At 61.5% G+C, this 18,664-nt stretch carries 20 protein-coding genes; 11 read left to right on the top strand and 9 right to left on the bottom strand.

Annotation, left to right across the window (positions count from 1 at the left end; translation table 11 throughout):
- On the bottom strand, positions 1-281 hold a 281-nt coding region (locus tag FHT82_RS27975; RefSeq protein WP_183735962.1), incomplete at its 3' end, for a hypothetical protein.
- Here FHT82_RS27975 and FHT82_RS27970 point away from each other — a divergent pair.
- The 4 genes from FHT82_RS27970 (at position 274) to FHT82_RS27955 (ending at position 3,979) form a co-directional block, all read left to right on the top strand.
- Positions 274-1,392 carry an alpha/beta hydrolase gene (locus tag FHT82_RS27970; protein WP_183735961.1) on the top strand — a complete coding sequence of 373 codons (1,119 nt, stop codon included), beginning with the start codon at positions 274-276 and terminating at the stop codon, positions 1,390-1,392. The genes FHT82_RS27975 and FHT82_RS27970 overlap by 8 nt on opposite strands.
- A 93-nt stretch (positions 1,393-1,485) precedes the next feature.
- A complete protein-coding gene (locus FHT82_RS27965; protein ID WP_183735960.1) occupies positions 1,486-2,361 on the top strand; it encodes a hypothetical protein in 876 nt (291 codons plus the stop codon).
- Positions 2,362-2,372: 11 nt separating this feature from the next.
- Positions 2,373-2,990 (top strand): DUF2272 domain-containing protein, encoded by a 618-nt coding sequence (locus FHT82_RS27960; protein ID WP_183735959.1) that lies wholly within the window; start codon positions 2,373-2,375, stop codon positions 2,988-2,990.
- A gap of 194 nt (positions 2,991-3,184) precedes the next feature.
- Positions 3,185-3,979: a metallophosphoesterase gene (locus FHT82_RS27955; RefSeq protein ID WP_183735958.1), complete on the top strand. Its 795-nt coding sequence runs from the start codon at positions 3,185-3,187 to the stop codon at positions 3,977-3,979.
- Positions 3,980-3,995: 16 nt separating this feature from the next.
- On the opposite strand, the gene FHT82_RS27950 is transcribed toward FHT82_RS27955, so the two are convergent.
- From FHT82_RS27950 to FHT82_RS27940, 3 genes are all read right to left on the bottom strand, one after another.
- Positions 3,996-4,901: a helix-turn-helix transcriptional regulator gene (locus FHT82_RS27950; RefSeq protein ID WP_183735957.1), complete on the bottom strand. Its 906-nt coding sequence runs from the start codon at positions 4,899-4,901 to the stop codon at positions 3,996-3,998.
- A gap of 60 nt (positions 4,902-4,961) precedes the next feature.
- Positions 4,962-5,357, bottom strand: a complete 396-nt coding sequence (locus tag FHT82_RS27945) for a hypothetical protein (protein ID WP_183735956.1) — start codon at positions 5,355-5,357, stop codon at positions 4,962-4,964.
- 412 nt (positions 5,358-5,769) lie between these two features.
- Positions 5,770-6,735: a LysR family transcriptional regulator gene (locus tag FHT82_RS27940; protein WP_183735955.1), complete on the bottom strand. Its 966-nt coding sequence runs from the start codon at positions 6,733-6,735 to the stop codon at positions 5,770-5,772.
- A 104-nt stretch (positions 6,736-6,839) separates the two neighbouring features.
- Between FHT82_RS27940 and FHT82_RS27935 the strand changes: the two genes are divergently transcribed.
- Positions 6,840-7,364: a DUF4440 domain-containing protein gene (locus FHT82_RS27935; protein ID WP_183735954.1), complete on the top strand. Its 525-nt coding sequence runs from the start codon at positions 6,840-6,842 to the stop codon at positions 7,362-7,364.
- Positions 7,365-7,435: 71 nt separating this feature from the next.
- Here FHT82_RS27935 and FHT82_RS27930 read toward each other — a convergent pair whose 3' ends face one another.
- Positions 7,436-8,323 (bottom strand): alpha/beta hydrolase, encoded by an 888-nt coding sequence (locus FHT82_RS27930; RefSeq protein ID WP_183735953.1) that lies wholly within the window; start codon positions 8,321-8,323, stop codon positions 7,436-7,438.
- A 77-nt stretch (positions 8,324-8,400) separates the two neighbouring features.
- Here FHT82_RS27930 and FHT82_RS27925 point away from each other — a divergent pair, with 77 nt between their 5' ends.
- Positions 8,401-8,997: a TetR/AcrR family transcriptional regulator gene (locus FHT82_RS27925; RefSeq protein ID WP_183735952.1), complete on the top strand. Its 597-nt coding sequence runs from the start codon at positions 8,401-8,403 to the stop codon at positions 8,995-8,997.
- A gap of 73 nt (positions 8,998-9,070) precedes the next feature.
- Here FHT82_RS27925 and FHT82_RS27920 read toward each other — a convergent pair whose 3' ends face one another.
- From FHT82_RS27920 to FHT82_RS27910, 3 genes are read right to left on the bottom strand one after another with little or no spacing between them, the layout of a single operon-like run.
- Positions 9,071-9,778, bottom strand: a complete 708-nt coding sequence (locus tag FHT82_RS27920; RefSeq protein WP_183735951.1) for a head GIN domain-containing protein — start codon at positions 9,776-9,778, stop codon at positions 9,071-9,073.
- Positions 9,779-9,812: 34 nt separating this feature from the next.
- A complete protein-coding gene (locus tag FHT82_RS27915) occupies positions 9,813-10,385 on the bottom strand; it encodes a DUF1700 domain-containing protein (RefSeq protein WP_183735950.1) in 573 nt (190 codons plus the stop codon).
- The gene (locus tag FHT82_RS27910) at positions 10,382-10,708 is read right to left on the bottom strand and encodes a PadR family transcriptional regulator (RefSeq protein ID WP_183735949.1); all 327 of its coding nucleotides are present in this window, start codon (positions 10,706-10,708) and stop codon (positions 10,382-10,384) included. The genes FHT82_RS27915 and FHT82_RS27910 overlap by 4 nt, the downstream gene beginning before the upstream one ends.
- A gap of 181 nt (positions 10,709-10,889) precedes the next feature.
- On the opposite strand from FHT82_RS27910, the gene FHT82_RS27905 reads away from it, so the two are divergent.
- Positions 10,890-11,645 (top strand): dienelactone hydrolase family protein, encoded by a 756-nt coding sequence (locus FHT82_RS27905; RefSeq protein ID WP_183735948.1) that lies wholly within the window; start codon positions 10,890-10,892, stop codon positions 11,643-11,645.
- 82 nt (positions 11,646-11,727) lie between these two features.
- Here FHT82_RS27905 and FHT82_RS27900 read toward each other — a convergent pair whose 3' ends face one another.
- Entirely contained in the window at positions 11,728-12,966 is a 1,239-nt protein-coding gene (locus FHT82_RS27900) for an alpha-D-ribose 1-methylphosphonate 5-triphosphate diphosphatase (protein ID WP_183735947.1), read from the bottom strand.
- 199 nt (positions 12,967-13,165) lie between these two features.
- Here FHT82_RS27900 and FHT82_RS27895 point away from each other — a divergent pair, with 199 nt between their 5' ends.
- From FHT82_RS27895 to FHT82_RS27885, 4 genes are all read left to right on the top strand, one after another.
- Positions 13,166-14,332, top strand: a complete 1,167-nt coding sequence (locus FHT82_RS27895; RefSeq protein ID WP_183735946.1) for an MFS transporter — start codon at positions 13,166-13,168, stop codon at positions 14,330-14,332.
- Positions 14,333-14,717: 385 nt separating this feature from the next.
- On the top strand, positions 14,718-16,478 hold the full coding sequence (locus tag FHT82_RS27890) for a hypothetical protein (protein ID WP_183735945.1): 1,761 nt from the start codon (positions 14,718-14,720) through the stop codon (positions 16,476-16,478).
- Between the two features lie 429 nt (positions 16,479-16,907).
- Positions 16,908-17,399, top strand: coding sequence for an ABC transporter transmembrane domain-containing protein (locus FHT82_RS30610; RefSeq protein ID WP_348647667.1), 492 nt, complete (start codon positions 16,908-16,910; stop codon positions 17,397-17,399).
- Complete coding sequence (locus FHT82_RS27885; protein WP_348647669.1) at positions 17,315-18,577, top strand: ABC transporter ATP-binding protein; 1,263 nt, start codon at positions 17,315-17,317, stop codon at positions 18,575-18,577. The genes FHT82_RS30610 and FHT82_RS27885 overlap by 85 nt, the downstream gene beginning before the upstream one ends.
- Positions 18,578-18,664: the final 87 nt, after the last annotated feature.

The raw sequence follows: 18,664 nt of genomic DNA, 5'->3' as shown, positions 1-18,664 counted from the left end.
GCAACCGCCTGCAACAAGATCAGACCCACGACAAATCCCTCTGCCAATAGGCTAAACTTAAACCGGACAGCAGTGGGCTTGTCCCGAGGATCTGCTGCGGCGGACATTCTGCTGCGGTGAGCATAAAGCGCAAGATTGAAGACGACGCTTTCCAGAGCCACTCCAGCAAAAGTACGCTCAGGTTTTGCGTCTGGAATTGCGTAAAAACCAAGATGCACGGAAAAGCGGAAAAATACCCTGAAAACGGTCGCGCCATCTGGGGCGGAGAGGATCATGATCAAGACGGTCTACTTCGCGACCAATCGCCAGCCGCTGCTCGATCCAGCCGATCCGCAGCATCAGCGCATCATCGGCTTCGGCACGGAACTCGGGCCGACCAGCGGCATCGATGTGCGCTACGGCAGCGCCAAGGTCGACGTCAATCTGTCCAAGAAGACCAACGTGCTCGTGCCGGGCTCGCTCGCCGTCGCCAACCAGCAGCTCCTCTTCGCCGAGGGAGAGGCGCCCACGCTCGGCAGCGACACGATCTTCGACGCCATCCGCGCTTCGATGAAGACCGACAACAAGCCGACGATCGCCTTCATCCATGGCTTCAGCAACAGTTTCGTCGATTCCATCGAGCGCGCCGGCTGGCTGAGCGCCTTTTACGGGCTCGACGTCAACATGTTCGTCTTCTCCTGGCCGTCGCTCGCCTCGCTCCTGCCCATACCCACACCCTTCGGCGATTACGCCCATGACCGCAGGATCGCGGCGGCATCGGGCGTCGCGATCGCCAGAACCCTGCGGCGCCTCAGCGATTTCGTCGACAAGCTCAACGAAGAAGATCGCTGCGACCAGGCCATTCACCTGATCTGTCACAGCATGGGCAATTACGTGATGCGAAACGCGCTGCAGGCGCTGATGAAACTGCCTGACCCCATCTCCCCGACGCTGTCGGCCGTCAATGCTATGACCTCGCTCGACGGCGCATCGTCATCTCCCCTGCGCCGCTATTTCGACAAGGTGATCCTGGCCGCAGCCGACGAAGATGCCGACGCCTTCGACGATCCCCAAAAGTTCAAGTTTCTGCCGCGGATCTGCCGGTCGATCACCGTTTATTATTCCGAGAAGGACTGGATCCTCAGCACGCTCAGCAACGGCACGAAATTCAACGGGCCGCGCCTCGGCGCAGACGGCCCCGACAATATGGGTACCATCAGCGACAAGGTATCGGCTGTCGACGTCAGCGCCATCCTCGCGCCGTCGGAGCCGGAAAACCATCAATATTACCGCGTCTTCCCGCAGATGCGCGACGACATAAAGGCTGTCCTCACCGGAACTCCGCCCGAAAAGATCGCCAATCGCCAGGCGATCGGGCAAGCCAGGTGGCGGATCGTCAAGAAAGGCGGGTGAGCAGCAGCGAACCTGCCGCAACCTACGAAATTGCAGAATTTAAGGACGACGAAACATCCAATCTTCCACGTGTCTCGATCAGAGGGGGCGTCGATGGCAATCGAATTCGTAATCGAACGCAATGACAGGACCTACAAGGCAAAAGCCGACGGCGCGGCAGCGTTTTTCATCGGGCTGTCGACCCATTTCCGGGACAGGAGCTCGGGCGAGGATTTCCACGGGCTTTTCAACGTTCCGACGAACGGCCTCCCGAAGCTGCTCTATTCCGCCGCGGATCAGAGACCAGCATTCGGATTCTGGGCCGACTTCATCGAGCCGACGTCGAAATGCGAGGGCGGCAACTACCTGACGCTCAACACCTACGATCGCGCCAAATTCACCTTCGGCTTCGGCCAATTCGCAGCGCATGTGCCGGACGGCGATTTTGTCGTCTACTTCCGCGACATGCTGGGGCGACCCGAGGCCAGGGATTATTTTCCGGACCTGATGGTCAAAGGCGGCCGCATCGTCAGGCTCTCGACGACAGGGGAAGTTCAGCTCGAAAACGCGAATTCGACGAAGCCCCTGATGAATTATCTCAACCCCACGACCACGCATATCGAGGATGACGAAGTCATCGCAGCCGCCAAGTTCATCCACTGGACGGCCAACCATCCGGCCGCCCAGGCATTGCAGGCCTTTCATATGATCGGGACCTTCAAGGACAAGATGGCGGCAGCCGACCGAAATCTCGGGCTTGACGGGCGAGCCGCGGATCGATGCGCCATCGTCTGTGACATTCTGCACCAGGGACGGGCAAAATATCCGGCGATCCGCCAGGCGCTTGGGACGGGCACGCGGGATGCCCTGCTGGCACTCGGCTCGATTGCCTATCCCGACCGCATCAAGACCTTGAAGGCCGCTTTGGATAAAGCGGGAGCGGTCCTGACCGGCAAGCATTGGAGCGCATCGAAACAGGATTTTGTGTGAGGGAGAGCGCCATGTCGTTTAACGAGGAACTTGTCAAAGTCGCGTCTGACGAATGGGAAAGATGGGGATTTTCTGCAGCACCCCTTCACAGGCCGAAGGCAATCGCGGGGCTGGAGAGAAACCAGCCCTTTGTGGGATTTGTGCACGACTACTGGGTGGTGGTGGACCGGCCCGAGCGCAACGGCCTGACGAACAAGCCATGGTCTGCCGCTTTCATCTCGTTCTGCTTCAAGGCGGCCAATGCCGGAGACGACTTTCCCTACAGCGAAGGTCACTACGGCTATTGCCAGAAGATCCTGAAGGGAATGAGAGCCGGAAATCCCAAGATCACGATCGAGAAACCGGCCGGAACCGATCTGAAGCTCGGAGACCTGATCTGGGCCGGCCGATCGGGCACGGGATGCGGCACGCCACCGCAAACCTTCGACGGGGCGCTGACGGCGCTTCGAAAGAGGGACGGCTTCTTCTGCAGCCATGCCGATATCGTCGTCGCGATCCGGCCCGGCGAAGTCGACGTCATCGGCGGCAATGTGTCGGACTCCGTGACCAAGACGACCTATGTCACGAACAACGGCAAGATCGCCGATCCCCGTCACGCCTGGGTCGGCGTCATCAGGAATACGCTCTGAGATTTTGAAATGACGCATCAGGCAGTCGGCGAAAGCGGCGCGCATGCGCCCGCTCACCTGTCCCGTCTGAACGGCACGAGATTGGGTGTCGAACGCTTCGCAGCATCACATCCATCTTCGTCACGGTCTCCGTTTTCTCCCGCTTGGCGCAGCGCATAAACAATGTCATACCGAAGGCCACAACGGAGCCATCGATGACCGGGAACGCTTCTCTGCACACATTCGCCATCGGCGATGTCCACGGGCGTGCCGACCTGCTGGAGGAAATGCTGTCAGGCATTGCCGGCAAGGCGCGCGACGAAGCGATCGACTACCGGATCGTCTTCCTCGGCGATATCATGGACCGTGGGCCGGAGAGCCGCAAAGCGATGGATCTCGTCATCCGGACGCTGCGCGACAGACCGGGCTCGAAGTTGATACGCGGCAACCACGACGCCCTGCCTCTTCGTATTCTCGGCGAGACGGACCCGGCCGTCCAGGCAGATCTCGTGAACCACTGGCGGGACCTCGGAGGCAGCGAGACGATGCTGTCCTATGGCCTGCCGCTTGAGGCAGCCATCACCGCAGACGAGATCCGCCGCAGATTTGGAGACGAGCGCCTGCAATGCCTGCGCGCTGCCGAGCGCTATGTCGAACTCGACCACCACATCCTCGTCCATGCCGGCCTGAAACCCGGCATTCCCCTGGCCAAGCAGGACGCGCATACGCTGATGTGGATTCGCGACGAGTTCCTGAACGCCAGCGTCTCCTTCGGCAAGATCGTCGTCCATGGGCACACAATCACCGCAAGCGAACGCGTCGAGATCTTCCCGAACCGGATCGCCATCGATACCGGCGCCTTCGCGACGAATATCCTGTCTGCGCTTCACATCAGCCCTTCAGGCGATGTCGCGGTGCTGCAGGCAACGCAAGTCCGCCCGGGTCCGTGCCGTTTTCAGGAAGGCAGGCCCCTCAAGCGGTCTCATGACAATGCGGATCTGCTGTTCTAGGGCTCGCCAGGAAACATCAATTCGGCTCTCGCCTGAACGGCACCAGATTGGACGCCGGACCCTTCGCATGATCAGGGCCATCATCGCCCGGCTCCGCGCGCCAATCCGCCGTGATTTCCAGCCTGTGGGGGCTCGCCAGCAACTGATCGCTGAAATAGCGCGTCGGCGTCGTTCCGAGCATGCGGCGGAACATGGCGATGAAGGCGCTGACGCTTTCATAGCCGAGATCGCCGGCAATGACGGTCACGAGCTGCCCCGCCGCAAGGCGCTGCAGCGCGACGCCGATATGCAGCTGCTGTCGCCAGCGCACGAAGGACATGCCCGTCTCCCGCTGGAACAGCCGGCTGAGCGTCCGGTTGCTCGCGCCGACCCGCGCACCCCATTCGTCTATGGTGAAGCGCAGGCCGGGCTCTGCGACCATCGCCTCGGTGAGCCGCTGCAGCCTGCGGTCTGCGGGCATCGGCAGGTGGATCGGCTCGAGCGGTGCTGCGCTGAGCTCATCCAAGAGAACGCCGACCAGACGGTGAAGCCGTTCAGGCGCCATGTCAGGACTGTCATGACGCGGCTCCAGACGGAAGATCAGCTCGCGCAGGAAGGGCTGGACGAAGAGAATGCCGCATTCATCTTTCAGGCCACCGGTCAATCTCGCGTCGATATAGAGATTGCCGATCTTGATATGGCCGGCCACGCGACCGCTATGGGGGACGCCGCCCGGAATCCACAGCGCGCAATTCGGCGGCACCGTCCAGACACCGCCGGCCGCCCTCATCGTCAGCACGCCGCTCATCACGTAAAGCAGCTGCGCCTTGCCATGGCGATGCGGTTCGGACTCGCCGACGAAACTCGTCTCGGTAATGAAACTGAAGGCCGGGCGCGACACCTCGTCGATCACGGAGGGGTCAAATCTATCCTGAATATTCATTGCCGATCCTCGCAGGCAAACTCAACCGATGGCGTATTGCTCTATCACAGACGCCGGAGGTCAGAGTAACCACGCATCGTCCCTGCTGCCGATGAGGCTCCGCCCCTTCCGCTCCGCCTCCTCCTCATCTGCCGCAAAGACGATCGCGAAGCCAAACGCCTTTCCTGCCGTGACAGCCGCGATCTTGACCGCGGGCGACATCGGCCTGCCGCCGTCGATGACGATCATGCCGCGGCAATAGGCCCTCATCCGGTCCTTGATCTTCTTGAAAAACAGCGCCCGCTCCTTGCGCTCCTCCTGCGTCTCGTTCTCGTGATCGTCAGGCGCGTGATCCGTGACCAGCACGAACGGCCGCCGCTCCTCCAGCAGAGCCTCGATCTGATCGTTGATGGAGGTTTCTTCATCGGCATCGGTGCGGATGAAGACGACGGGCAGACGGGAACGATCCAGAAGCATGACAGCGGCCTTTCGAAATGGAAGCAAGTGGGGCGAGACTAGCATTCCGGGCGGGGGCCGGATTTCGCGAAGCTGCCAAAAAATACCGGGGATCGGCCAAGTTTTGCGGCTGACGACGACATCTCTCTTGAGGCAGCAGCGGAGACTACAACGTCCCTGTTCCAGCGGTCGGCGCCACCACCTCCCCTCATTCCCTCCTCGTGCTGGCACGAGGGATGTCACAGGAATCCAGTCTGCCCAAGTCCTTGGGCAGGAGAGGCTTTTTCGTTTGTCGCATACGAGTCTTCCGCCGCGTGGACACGCGGCTGCTGGATTCCTGTGACAAGCACAGGAATGAGGGAGGTTGGGGTGGGCCGCACCACCCAGAAACCTCGCAACAAAATAACTCGCAAGAAGACACCGAAATGCCGGATCAGACAGAACTCAAGTCCGCCCCCTCCCCACACGCCGACAGCAGCATCCCGAACAGCCAGCTCAGCCCGGCATCCATCATCGCGGCGCGCGGGGCGACCGCGCTCAGTCGGAAACGCGGCAGCGGCAAAGGCGCGTCGACCGTCGTCAGGCCGAAGCGCGAGGCGTAAATTGCGGCGAAGCGCCGGGGAACGGCGACGAGCATGTCGCTCTCGCCGGCTATGGCGAGCGCGAACATGAAGTTCGGCACCGTCAGCGCCATCCGCCTGTTCAAGCCCCGCTGTTCGAGCGCCGTGTCGACGAAACCGTGCGGATCGCCACCAAGCGACACGACGAGGTGCCGCATCCCGACATAGCGGTCGAGCGTCGCCTCCTGCGCGAAGGGATGGCCGGCGCGCATGGCGATGACGAAATCCTCTTCATAGAGCGTGAGACTATGAAAGCGCGCCGGGATATCATCGGCAGGCACGACGGCGATATCCATGGCGCGGGCCTCCAGATCGGCAAACGCACCACGCCAGGCCCGCGCAGGCGCGCTTTCGCCCTGCTCCGGCAGCAACTGGCGTATGCTGATATCGACCTCAGGCGCCGCTTTTTCCAATCCCGAGAGCAGCGAGGACAGGAAGACCGCAGAAACGCCATCCGGCGCCCCGAGCGTGAACCGGCGGCGCGACCTTGCCGGATCGAAGGGCTCGGCCGTCGCAATCACGCTTCGCACCCTGGCAAGAATCTCGGCAACAGGTGTGGCAAGCTCCATCGCCCGGGCCGTCGCCACCACGCCTCTGGGCGTCTTCACGAACAGCGGATCGTTGAGCATGCGCCGCAGGCGTGCAAGCCCGTGGCTGACAGCTGACGGTGAGATGTTCAGCCGGTCGGCGGCACGCCCGACATGGCGCTCCTCGATGACGGCTTCGAAAAGCACGAGGAGATTGAGATCGGCGCGCGAGAGATCAGTTTCATTCAGCATATCGCTGAAATCATATCATTGGCTTCAGCATCGGGAACCGGGCATGTCTGAAGCGCGGGCTTCGCAGCCGCGTTTTTGAACTCCAGACCTGGAAAGGACATGCCATGTCACCGTCTCGTCGATCCCTCCTCGTCGCCGGCCCGGCCGGTCTCGCTTCCCTGGTCGCCGGTCCAGTCAGCAGCCGGGCATCTCTGCAGGCGGCTGATCTTGCCCTGATATCGGAGGAAGCCAATGCTGCACTGATGCGGGGCGATGTCGCCGCCTACCGGGCGCTTGTGCCGCGCACGCAGGATTTCACCCTGATGTCACCTTTCGGTGGCCCGCCTTCGCGCGAGGCCGACATTACCGAAAAGACCTGGGACGGCATGAGCCGCTTCTTCAAGAACGGCACGCTGAAACAGGAGGTTATCCAGACCTATGCCGGCACCGACATGATCGTGCTTGTCGTCGTCGAGCGCGCGAATGTCGAAGTCGGCGGCCTGCCCGCACAGGATTGGGCCTTGCGGGTAACGCTCGTCTACCAGCGCGAGAGCGGCGAGTGGCGGCTTGCGCACCGCCACGCCGACCCCCTCCGCCATGCCATCACCCTGCAGCAATCGGCAGCACTCGGGCGCGGGGCTGCAACCTGACGGTTGCTTTGCGCCGTAGGCGGACAAGGCGCAAAGGGAGCGAGCACCCTGCCCGCCCCCTCTCTCCAAATTCAGTTGCCGGCAACCGCGTCCCTGAACTCTGCCAGATCACGGTTGAAGCGCGGCGCTTCTTCCAGGAATGGCGCATGCCCCGACTTCGCGTAGATCTTCGTCTGAATCGCCGGATTGAGCGCCCGCGCTCTTGCGATGCTCGGCTCGACATTGACCAGAACGTCCTCGCCGCCATAGAGCAGCAGAACCGGCACGCTCGCCCTAGGCAAACCGGCGGAAACGGTCATCGAAGGGACGGTCCGAGTCATGGTCCACGAAGCCATCGCGGCGTTTGACAGCAAGCGCTCGAAGGTCGCCGTGTCGGGCTTGATTTCGAAACACAGGCCCAGGAAGGTTTTCACCGCATCGAGATGCACCCGCAGGTCATCCGACGCCATGCCCGCATAGACCTCAGGATGAGCGGTGATCAGCGCAGCGTTGAGCTCGATGACGCCGTCGACATAGACGACGCCGCCAAGGTCGCCGTCCCCATAGGCGGCGAGATAGTTGGAGATAACCACGCCGCCGAGCGACCAGCCGACCAGAACAGGATTTTTCGCGCCTGTCGCCTTGAGGACCGCCGAGAGATCGTCGGCCCAGCGGCGCCCGTCGCGATATGCCTCCACATCATCAGGCTTGCCGGATAGACCGTGGCCGCGCAGATCGTAGGTGATCAGCCGATATCTCTGCAGCTTGTCGCTGCCGAGCTGCATGTCCCAGTTCAGATGGCTGCCGAGCAGCCCGTGGATGAAGATGATCGCCGGCCCGGCGGGATCGCCAGATTCCTGAACCGCGATCTCGAGGCCATCAGGCGCCCTCACCGTGTAATTTTTCTCCGCGGCCATCGCCATGGAAGACAGGCCCATCAGCAGAACCACCACCCAAATTCCGCGCAACATTCTTACCATGTCAAAATCCTTATGTTTAGTGATCACTAAAAACTAACGGCTTGCCTTTTGCTGTCAAGCAGTCTTTAGTGATCGCTATGGATAAGGTTGTGAAAACACGCCGCGGCGGCCCGCGAACATTCGACCGGGATGAGGCGATCGACATCGCCATGCGGCTCTTCTGGAGGCATGGATACGAAGGTGTCTCGCTGAACGACCTAACGGCCGCAATCGGCATCGCACCCCCAAGTCTCTATTCGGCTTTCGGCAGCAAGGCGGGGCTCTACCGCGAGGCGCTCGAACGCTATTTCGGCCTGCGGGGGCCGGTGTGGGATATCAAACCCACCACGACCCTTCACGAGACAATCGAAACGCTGCTTCACAAGGCAATCGATGCCGTCATCGACCCCGCCGGAGAGCGGGGCTGCATGATCTCGAGCGGCATGATCCAGTGCGGGCCTGACCATACGGAACTGGCGCGCGAACTGGCCGAGCGGCGAAACACAATGCGGGAGATGATCGCAGAAACGCTCGGGCACTGGCTCGATCCTGAACGCGCCCTCTCCCTCGCCCGCTATCTTGTCGCGGTCCTGCAAGGCCTGTCCATCCAGGCACGCGACGGCGCCTCCCGACAGGAATTGCGCCAGGTCTCGGACGAAGTCATCGCGGGCTTGAAGGCGAGAGGTTTCGGCTGAAACGGTTCATACCCGCCCGCTCACCGCAGCGGAGAGGCAGATGATCGCTTCCCGGTGACGAGCCGCCGCAGACCTACGGCATTTGCTGGATGCGGCCGCTGCCCCTGATCTCCGAGCGGCGCAGAACCGGGTTCCCGAACAGCTCGACATTGCCGCTGCCGGAAATAGAAACATCCGCATCGGCCTGTGCCGTCATCCTGGCATCGCCGCTGCCGTAAATATTCACCTGCACGGATTTTGCAGTCAGATCCTGCATCCGTGCCGAGCCGGAGCCCGAAATGGTCAGATCGACCGCGTCGGCGGTTCCCGATGCGGAAGAGTTGCCGCTGCCTTCGATGCTCAACTGCAGCCTCGGCTGGTCGATCTGCGACAGGGTCAGATCGCCGTTGCCGAGCAATTCCCACTTGGTGATCGCCGGTCCCGACAGTTTGACATCGAGCGGAGATGCGAACCAGCCGGGCTCGCAATCCAGGCTCAGCTCGTCACCTTCGACGCGCACATGCTCGAGCAAGGCGGGGTTACCGCTGATGACGGCCTGCGCCTTATCGCCCGGCTGGTAATGGACCGAGGCGGCCGGCAGGTTGATGACCAGGCTGTCGCTTGCCGTGAAGGGCAGCGTGACCTGCTGGCGGTCGGAGGCGCTCGCCACGCAGGAGGCTTTTCCGCTCCACGCATGCAAGGCGTCTGTCCAGCCCGGCCCCGAGAGAGCCACGCCCAGCGCCAGAAAAGCGGCAGCGCCGATCAATCCGGTCGTTGCAAAGAATGCCAGTTTTCGAGCCATCGCCCAGTACCCTCCATGAGGTGTTTCGAACGTTTCAGACTTCCTGCCGGCCCAGCTGGGACAGGCGGAAATGCAGGCGGGCATAGTGGCCGAGCGCACGGATGCCCGCCCCCAATCCCATCAGAAGCAAAGCGCCCCCGCCAATGAGCACGCAGACGAGCCCGGCGCCGATGAACAGGCGCCCCAGGAAATCCGTCACGGCTACCATCGGCTGGAACAGCAAGGCGGTGACGATGATTTTCAAACCGACGGCACCGACGCCAACGAGGCCGATGGCAAGCCCGGCCGCCAGCAGGACCGTCAGAATGAGCAATGGCAGCAGAAGAAGAAGATCGACCACGGCGAGACCCGCGAGCGACATCGTTGCCGCAAGGAGATTGGACAGGGTCCAATTGTCCTCGAAACGCCGCAGCCCGATATCGGCCCTGAGCTCCCGGGCAATCCTGGCGGGATCGCCGAGCGCGGCGATGACCTCCGCTTCATTGCGGTTGCGGGCGGCGGATTCGGCGAAATGGGCCGCATAGTCGCCGACGATCTCCTCGACCTCCTGCGGCGGAAGACCGGCGAGCCCGCGTCTCAGCTCCTGCAGAAACTTGTCCTTGCTCATGATAAATCCTCAAGAAGTTTATCCACGCCGGCAGCAAAGGAGCGCCAGTCGCTGCGATGCGCCTCGAAAACCGTCTGGCCGAGCGGCGTCAGCCGGTAATATTTGCGGGGCGGCCCGCTGCTGGACTCGACGATGCGCGTGGCAACCAGCCCCTCCGTCTGCATTCGGCGCATCAGGGGATAGATCGTGCCCTCACCCATGCCCACGGCGGTAACGAGGGTGCTCGCGATCTCGTAGCCATAGCTCTCGCCTCGCGAAAGCACGGCAAGGACGCAGAGATCGAGCACGCCCTTCCGCAATTGGATCTGGATTGAATCGGTCATATCAGCCCCTGATTTGCGTCGAAGATATAGCAAGCTACCTTGTTATGCAAGGTATCTTGCATCAGATATATCCGACAGGGCCGCAACGCCGATTATCGCGGCTGTTCAGGGTTGAAAAAGACAGGGGAATGCGTATCGCTTCGATCAGCCTATTCGCCACGCAAGCGGACTCGATAGCTTCATGCCCCTCCTTAAAATCACCCTGATCGCCCTGGCCCTTTTCCTTCTCGCAGCGGGCGCCAACGCCCGGCAAGCGCGCAGGCAGTTCACGGTGCCGACCTCCGGAGGGCAGATAATCGTCGAGAGTTTCGGCAATTGCGCGAACAAGACATGTCCGGCAGTGTTAATCCTCAGCGGCAGCAAGGGTTTCGGCGCACCCGTTTACGAGGAGATCGGGCAGACGTTCAGGGCGGCCGGCCTGGATGCCTATCTTGTCCATGTCTTGTCGGTGTCGGATCTTGACGCTATCGCTGCGGCAGACGGCGCGCACGCGCGGATTGCCTATTACAAGCAGCGCCTGCCAGCCTGGATTTCCGCCGTTCAAGGCGTGACCACCTATCTTAACAATCAACCGCAGCACGGCGGCAAGGTCGGCATTCTCGGGATTTCCCTTGGCGCTCAAATCGCCTCGGCCGCTTCCGCCGGGCGAAGCGATGTTGACGCGCTGGTATTGATCGATGGCGGGTTCCCTGACGATTATCTGCAGCAAGCTCGGCCCCTGCCGCCCCTGCTGCTGGTCTGGGGGAGCGCCGACAAAACATTTCCCCTGTCGATCGGCCGGGAGCTGCAAAGAAAAGCGCGTCAGCTTGGAGGCGCGGCTGTTCTCGATGTTTACGAAGGCGGCGCGCACGACTTCTTCCTGAGAGCGGGAAGCCGGAATGCCGACGCGGCGCATCGAAGCGCGGCGGAGTTTCTCGCAACCTATTTGTCACGATAGGGTGGTCTACGCGACGTTTTCTGTGCCGCGCGCTGTTCCCTGTCCGGCTGGTTCTACAGCGTCCGGCGATATGCCGCCGCGATCAGACCATTGCCAGTTCGCCGGCGGGTGCGGCGCGATAGGCTTCGCGACCGCCGACCCAGGTGCTCCGCACGGCGGGTGCAGCACCTTCAGGCCAGTCGACCAGCACGAGGTCCGCCCGCTTGCCGGTTTCGATGACGCCGCGATCGGTAAGACCGGAGGCGCGCGCCGGATTGCCTGAGACGAGCGGCCAGAGCGCATGCAGCGGCGCCACGTCATCGGCCTTCAGCCTTGCGAGACCGAGCAGCATCGCCGGGTAATAATAGTCTGAAGCGAGGATGTCGCAGAGCCCTTCGCGGATCATGTCGGCTGCGCCGATCGAGGCGAGATGGCTGCCGCCGCGCGTGGCGTTCGGTGCGCCGAAGACGATGAAGTCGCCGGCATCGCGGGCAGCCCGCGCCACCCTTCTGTTCATCGGGAATTCGCAGATCCGCGCGCCGCGGGCGCGGAAGAAATCGCGCGTTTCGATCTGGCTGTCGTCATGCGAGAGCATCGGTGCATCCGCGGCCTTTCCGAGGGCTGCCACCTGCTCGATCGCATCGGGCACCTGCGGACGGCGCGCCCACATGCTGCGCACCAGCGCCACCATGTCCGCCACCGGAATTTTCGCCCGCTTGGCGCGTTCCGTCATCTTCTCGGCAAAGGCAGGCGTTTCGGGATCGACAACCGGGAAAGCCGGATCCAGATCGAAGGGCCGCTCCTGCAGCGGCGTCGAAGGATGCAGCATCGCCATCGACGTGTGGTCGTTGAAGGCAATCGACGGCAGGCGCGGGCCGGCAAGCGCCTCGCGGATGAGGTCGATCGCCTCGAAGCAGAAGGTCTCCCAGCGCAGCTGCACGCGATTGTCCACCGTCAGCCGGGGCGTGAGCGCGTCGAGCGCCCGCACGATGGCATAGCCGGTCTCGACCGAGCGCAGCCCCGGCTCCCAGCTCAGCGTCAGCGCATGATAGGCGGTCGCAATACCGTTGGCGGCAAGCTGGCGGTCGGTTTCGAGCAGCGCGGCAGCGACCGGCAGCATCGTGCCCGGCCGCGGCATGACCTGCCGCTCGAAGGCATCGCCATGAATATCCACGAAAGCGGGGCCGAGCAGATGGCCGCGCCCGTCGACAATGTCGGCTCCGTCGCGCCGACCGTCGATACTGGTGATCCGGCCGTCTTCGATACGCACAGAGGCCGTCTCCAGACGGTCGCCGAATACAACGGTGGCGCCCTCGATGATCACTGCCGGATTGTTCTGCATGGGTCTCATTCCAGGAAAAAAGAAGGCGCGGCAGTCGAGTCACCCGACAAGGTGCGCGCCATCAGCAGCTTCTAGCCAGCGTATATGACAGATTTGCCAACGTCGCTGATAAAACACCTCAAAAAGATCAAACATTTGAATAGCAGAAATCAACGGGACGCAATTGGTCGCACGGTCTGGCTCTGATACCAAGGAGCCGATGACCGCACGCCCGAAAACCTCGCTCCTGTTCATCCTGATCGCCAGCGGAACCGTTCTCGGTATTGCCGGGACCGATCTGGTGCTCCCGGCCGTCCCGAGCCTGCCGGGGCAGCTTGGAGGAAGCATCGAGCTCGCCCAGCTCGTACTGGCGGCTTACGCCTTCGGCACGCTGGTCGGGCTGCTCACCTTCGGCGAACTGGGCGCGCGGTTCGATCCGCGCAAGCTGCTGATCTGGTCGCTCGCCCTGTTCGGGATTGCCTCGCTCGCATCAGCGGAATCTCCTTCGATCGAATGGCTGATTGCCCTGCGCTTTGCTCAAGGCGCGTTCGGCTCCGGCCCAGCCGTCTTTGCGCCCGGTTTCATCCACGGCCTCTATCCGCACGACAAGGCGGCAGCCGCCATGGGACGGCTCGGTTCCGTCGAGTCCCTGGCGCCGGCGCTGGCCCCGATTGCCGGAGCCTGGCTCTTGGAATTCGGAGGCTGGGAGATTTCCTTCGTGCTGCTGGCGGCCGCTGCGGCGCTGATATCGGCAGCCGTTTTCTTTCAGCGTGCCCATTTCCCGCGCCCGCAGCAGATGGAAGATCATCACAGCTACCTCGCCGTTCTGAAGAATCGCGAATTTCTGAGCTACGCGTCGAGCCAGGCTCTGTCGCTCGGCGCGCTCCTCGTTTTCGTCTTCGGCCTGCCGGCCGTCCTGACCGGCCCGCTCGACAAGGGCATCGAGGATTTCGTCATCCTGCAGGTCTGCGGCATCGCCATCTTCATTCTATCAGCGAATTCTTCCGCGTGGCTCGCGGCCAAATTCGGCACGCTGAGGACGATCCGCGCGGGTACGGCGATCATGCCCTGCGCCTTTCTGGCAATCCTCGCCTATGCACTCACGGGCGCAAGCAGCCTTTACGCTCTCGTCCCGCTCTGGGCGGTTCTGAATTTCGGTTTCGGCATCCGCGGACCGATCGGCTTTCATCGGGCCATATCGGCTGCCCGCGGCGATCATTCGCGTGCCGCGGCCATCGTCATCGCAGCGATCCTCGGCATAGCGGCGCTCGGAACGACCGCCGTCGCTCCCTATATCTCCGTCGGTCTCTGGCCGCTGGCGATCACCGGCGCCGTGATCTCGACTTTCGCGCTGCTGTCGCTGGTGCCGCTGCGAAGCTTCGATTGAAGCCGCCATGGCCAAGTGGTGCCAGCTACACCAATGAAACCTTGAAAAACAGCTTCTGCTGCTCGGGCCTGTCCGAGGGATGGGGCGGCGCGCATCGCACCAGCTTTGCGCCAGAAGCAGACATGCGCACGGAGCGGTGACCGATTTGGGCCGGGATCGGACTGGCGGGTTTCAAGCGCGAAAGTGCGATAATTAATCGCCCTAGTTCCGGTCCTGGCGGAGCGTGGGGGCCTTTCTCTAGAGCGGTCGCTGGCGATGCGAGAACCTAAGTAGCATAGTTGCGTGTGGACACCTTTTTACCTAGAGTTGAATGGCAAGAGCGAACGAAAGTCCGCCACGGCGTCACGAAGTCGAGGGCATTATAGTGAGTGTCCGATCCAGCCTGATGAAAAGCGCAGAAGATTTTTCGAAGCGGGCGAATACGCAGATAGTTGTTGTCAGCTCCGGCTTACTGCTCGGCTTGTTCTCAATTATTGCGAGTCAGCAGTTCGCTTCTTCGCAACGCTATGAGGTCCTGACCATCGATTCCCAGGTTGCCGCGATGCGCGCCCAGTATCAGCTTGCCAGTAAGGAGAGACTGAAAACGCGGGATAATGCTACAGCCGCGCAAATCGAATTTGATCAGGCAGGATGCTCGACCAAACTGACGACGACACGCGATCGCTGCACGGAGCTGAAGCGAGAGCTCGAACGTGCGGGCGGGGGCGAAGAGCGGCTTACTGCAATATTGAAACGGCTGGATGACCTTGCCAAAGACATTCCTAAGAAACAAAAGGACATTGCGGCAAGGTTCTCCGAGAAGGTCTCGTTCGATGTCGGTCTTGGCATCAAATTACCTTTTACGCTCGACATCGCGCCGTTGATATTTCTGGCGGTTAGCGCTGGGCTCGGGCTCTTCGTAGGGATGAAACGCTCCCGCTTCTGGCAACTCGTGGGCCGGGCTCTACGGTCGGACCCCGATCCATCCGACCGCGTCGAACGGCTTCCCTTGATTGATGTACCGATCTGGCTTGCGCCGGTGCCGCTCGGCCGCGACCGCGTCGGGCTATCTCGCTTCGCGCTTGCGCGACAAGCCGGATGGATACGCTCTTATAGGCGGCGTCACGCCGCCATGGCTCTGCTCGTGCTGCTAGGAGTCATGGTTTGCGCGTATGTCAGCTATTCTGGCCTTATCATCGTTGACCTCCTCCGCCATATGGAGGCATTGCAGCTGCAATCTGCGCTCACCCCAACGGCAGCACGGCCTTTCGACACCAATATCATTCTGGTGATATTATTCGGAGCCAACTTGGCTGTGGCGCTGTGGCAGCTCATACCGACCCGCATCTCGACCAGTGTCACCCACCCCGTGTACGTCGATCAGCAGCGCCGCATTGCAATTCGCGCGTTGGTAGTCGGATCCACCGTCACATTCGCGGCTGCCGTGGTGTCACCTGCGCTGATGGAGAGACTCTGGTCGGAATCGATAACGAGGATCGGCCAACGCTGGAATCAATTCCGACCGCGACGTCCAAATCACATCAACCTTCGAGACACCTCCCTGAAGCCAGGATGGTATTGCAACACCCGCTCCAACGTCGTGCACTATCTTGATCACCGATTGCATATGCGATGGGCGAAAGGCATCGATCCAAGCCATCTCACATCACACATCCCGATCGCGCATCCGGGCAAGTCACACACCCCGATCGCGCATGCGGGCAAGATAGTTTCCAAAGCCGCCGCGACTAGCGGGAGCGGCACTCCAAATGCCCTCAAGGTCAACTACCGGCCTCTCGAATATCGAGAGGCTGCAGCGATCAACTTGGTGCTGCAACACCAGTATAGCGAGGCCAGCCAAGCGCTCATCGACGCCGCCTTGATCGAACTAAAGGGCGGCGGCCTAGTCCGACGGACTCCCGCGTTACGTTTGCTCGACCTCGCCGCTGGGATCGCCATCCGATATGACCTTCGGCAGGATATGCTCACGATCGTCGATGAAGTGAAGCAAGTCCTCGCGGAGCAACCCCCGACCAGCCCTTTGTCTGCTGCGCTGAATTCGCGACTGCGGCAATGGATGGAGCCATCAGGCGAAAACTGGCGCCGCAATCGCTGGCGAAGCCAGCCGCATCCACTACGATGGGACCGAGGAATCTACAAGGCTTGACACAAAAGGTGTACGGGAATAACCATCTGAGCATGAGGGTCGTGGTCCAGTCAGGATAGCCGGCACAGCCGTGCGATGGTGGTGTGAATCCACCCGCCCTCGCTCCTTTTCTGACGCTTTAGACAAAAAGTGCTCAGCAGAAACTTGCTCAGTTTTTCACAGCCTTTCGCAGCGCGTTGCCCTGACGATGACCGGGTACCCCTGCCGCCGCATGGCGCAGGGAAACCGCAATATGTCTCGGAAGACCTGTTCCCAAAGGTTGCCGTCCTGCAAATCCTGCTGGATGTCGGAGCGCTGGCAATGGGGGTGGCCGTCACTGCGGTCGCCCGTGCCGCTGCGAAGCTTCGATTGAAGCCGCCCGCCTTTAAAGTTGACGGCAACATTCAAGTAACATAGCGAAGACGCAACCGTCCCAAGCTGGAGTCGATCATGACAGTCGCAAACTCTGCGATCATGCCGATCTTGCGTTCGCTGGTTGCCCAATATTTCCGGCAGGCGCACACCACCACGGCACTTGTCGTCCTCGCTGTCATGATCGGGGCAGTCGCCTCCATCGCCTCCCCCTATCTCTTTTCCCGCGCCGTCGATGACCTGACGACAGTGGGCGAACATGGCGATGCGATTGGAACATTGCTTCTGTACGCGCTGCTCTTCGCCATTGCGACCGGGTTTGGCCAGGCGTCCCGCTTCCTGATTTTTCTCTGCGCCGAGCGACTTTGCTTTATCGCCAATTCTGCATTTTTTGCCCGCATCCTTCGGAAAAACCGGCATTCTTTCTCGACCACAATGCAGCCGAGATCGGCCAGGCGAAGCAGCAGGGAGCGCAGACTCTCAACATCATCACGCAGCTCGCTATTGGCGGCCTGCTGCCCGGCTTCGTCCAGATTACGTTCAGTGCAGGCCTTCTCGGCCATTCCATAGGCTGGGAGATCGCTCTGACCGTTCTGATCTACGGAGCGGTGGTGATCGGCCTTGATTATATCAGGGTCGGGCGCGTGAAGCCGTTCCTCGACACGGCAATGGAACGGAGCCAGGAGAACGCGCGGCTCATCGGCAACGCCGTTGCCATCGTGGAAACGTTGCGTCAGACACGCGGCGAACAGTGGATGGCGCAGCGGTTTGCCCAAAGCGCAAGCGATGCCTTCGCGAACTGGCGGCACTATGCGCTCGCAAGCAGCTTTTTCTCCGCCGGGCTTGGCATCGCGGCCGGGTTTCAACTTGCCATGACGTTTCTGATCGTCGTTCCCCGCGTCGAGGCTGGGCTGCTGTCGGTCGGCGCAGTCGTGCTTTTCAACACCCTGCTCATTCAGCTGAATGAACCCTTCCATCTCGTCGGAATGGCGATCAAGGAAACGGTGGAGGCTGCGGCCCGGTTTCGTCCGCTTGCCGCCATGTGGCACGCTCCGGAAGAAGAAGATCCTGCTGATCCGATCGCCTATCGCCCATCGCAGGGGGCGGTAACCTTCGATGACGTGACGTTCCGCTACGACAACGGGCGCAGTGTTACGAAAATATCGTTCAGCATAGAAAGGGGAACACCGACCTTCATCATAGGCGAGACGGGTTCGGGCAAATCCACCGTCCTTCGCCTGCTTCTCAAGGCGCTGCAACCGTCCGAGGGGCGCATTCTGGCGGATGGGATCGATCTCGCCCGCATCACCAGCGAAGATTGGTTCGCGCATGTCGGCGTCGTACCGCAGGACGTGGTGCTCCTCAACGATACGCTTCTGTCGAACATCGTTCTCGGCCGCCCCTTCGATCCCGAACGCCTGCGCGGCGCGGCGCGGCGGGCCTCGATCTTCGAGCGTATCGAAAGCATGCCGGACGGTTTCGAAACAGTGGTCGGCGAGCGCGGCCTGAAACTATCGGGCGGTGAGCGCCAGCGCATAGCAATCGCAAGGGCACTCTACGGCAACCCGGCGATCCTTGTCCTCGACGAAGCAAGTTCCGCCCTCGACGAGGATACCGAACGGCAGATCATGGATGGCCTGCGTGATCTTGCCCATGATCTGACCATAGTGGCCGTCACCCATCGAATGTCGTCTATCCGTTCAGGCGATCAGATCGTGCGCCTGTCGACCATGCCGACAGGGAAATAAAGTCCGCTTCGGGCTGCGAAACTTCGAGAGCAGACATCAAGGTGGCGTGGGCATCGTCGCCACCTGACACAATGCCGACGTTCGAGC

This window comes from Rhizobium sp. BK275 (assembly GCF_014193555.1).
Classification (GTDB): Bacteria; Pseudomonadota; Alphaproteobacteria; order Rhizobiales; family Rhizobiaceae; genus Rhizobium.
This window is presented reverse-complemented; position numbering and strand designations above follow the sequence as displayed.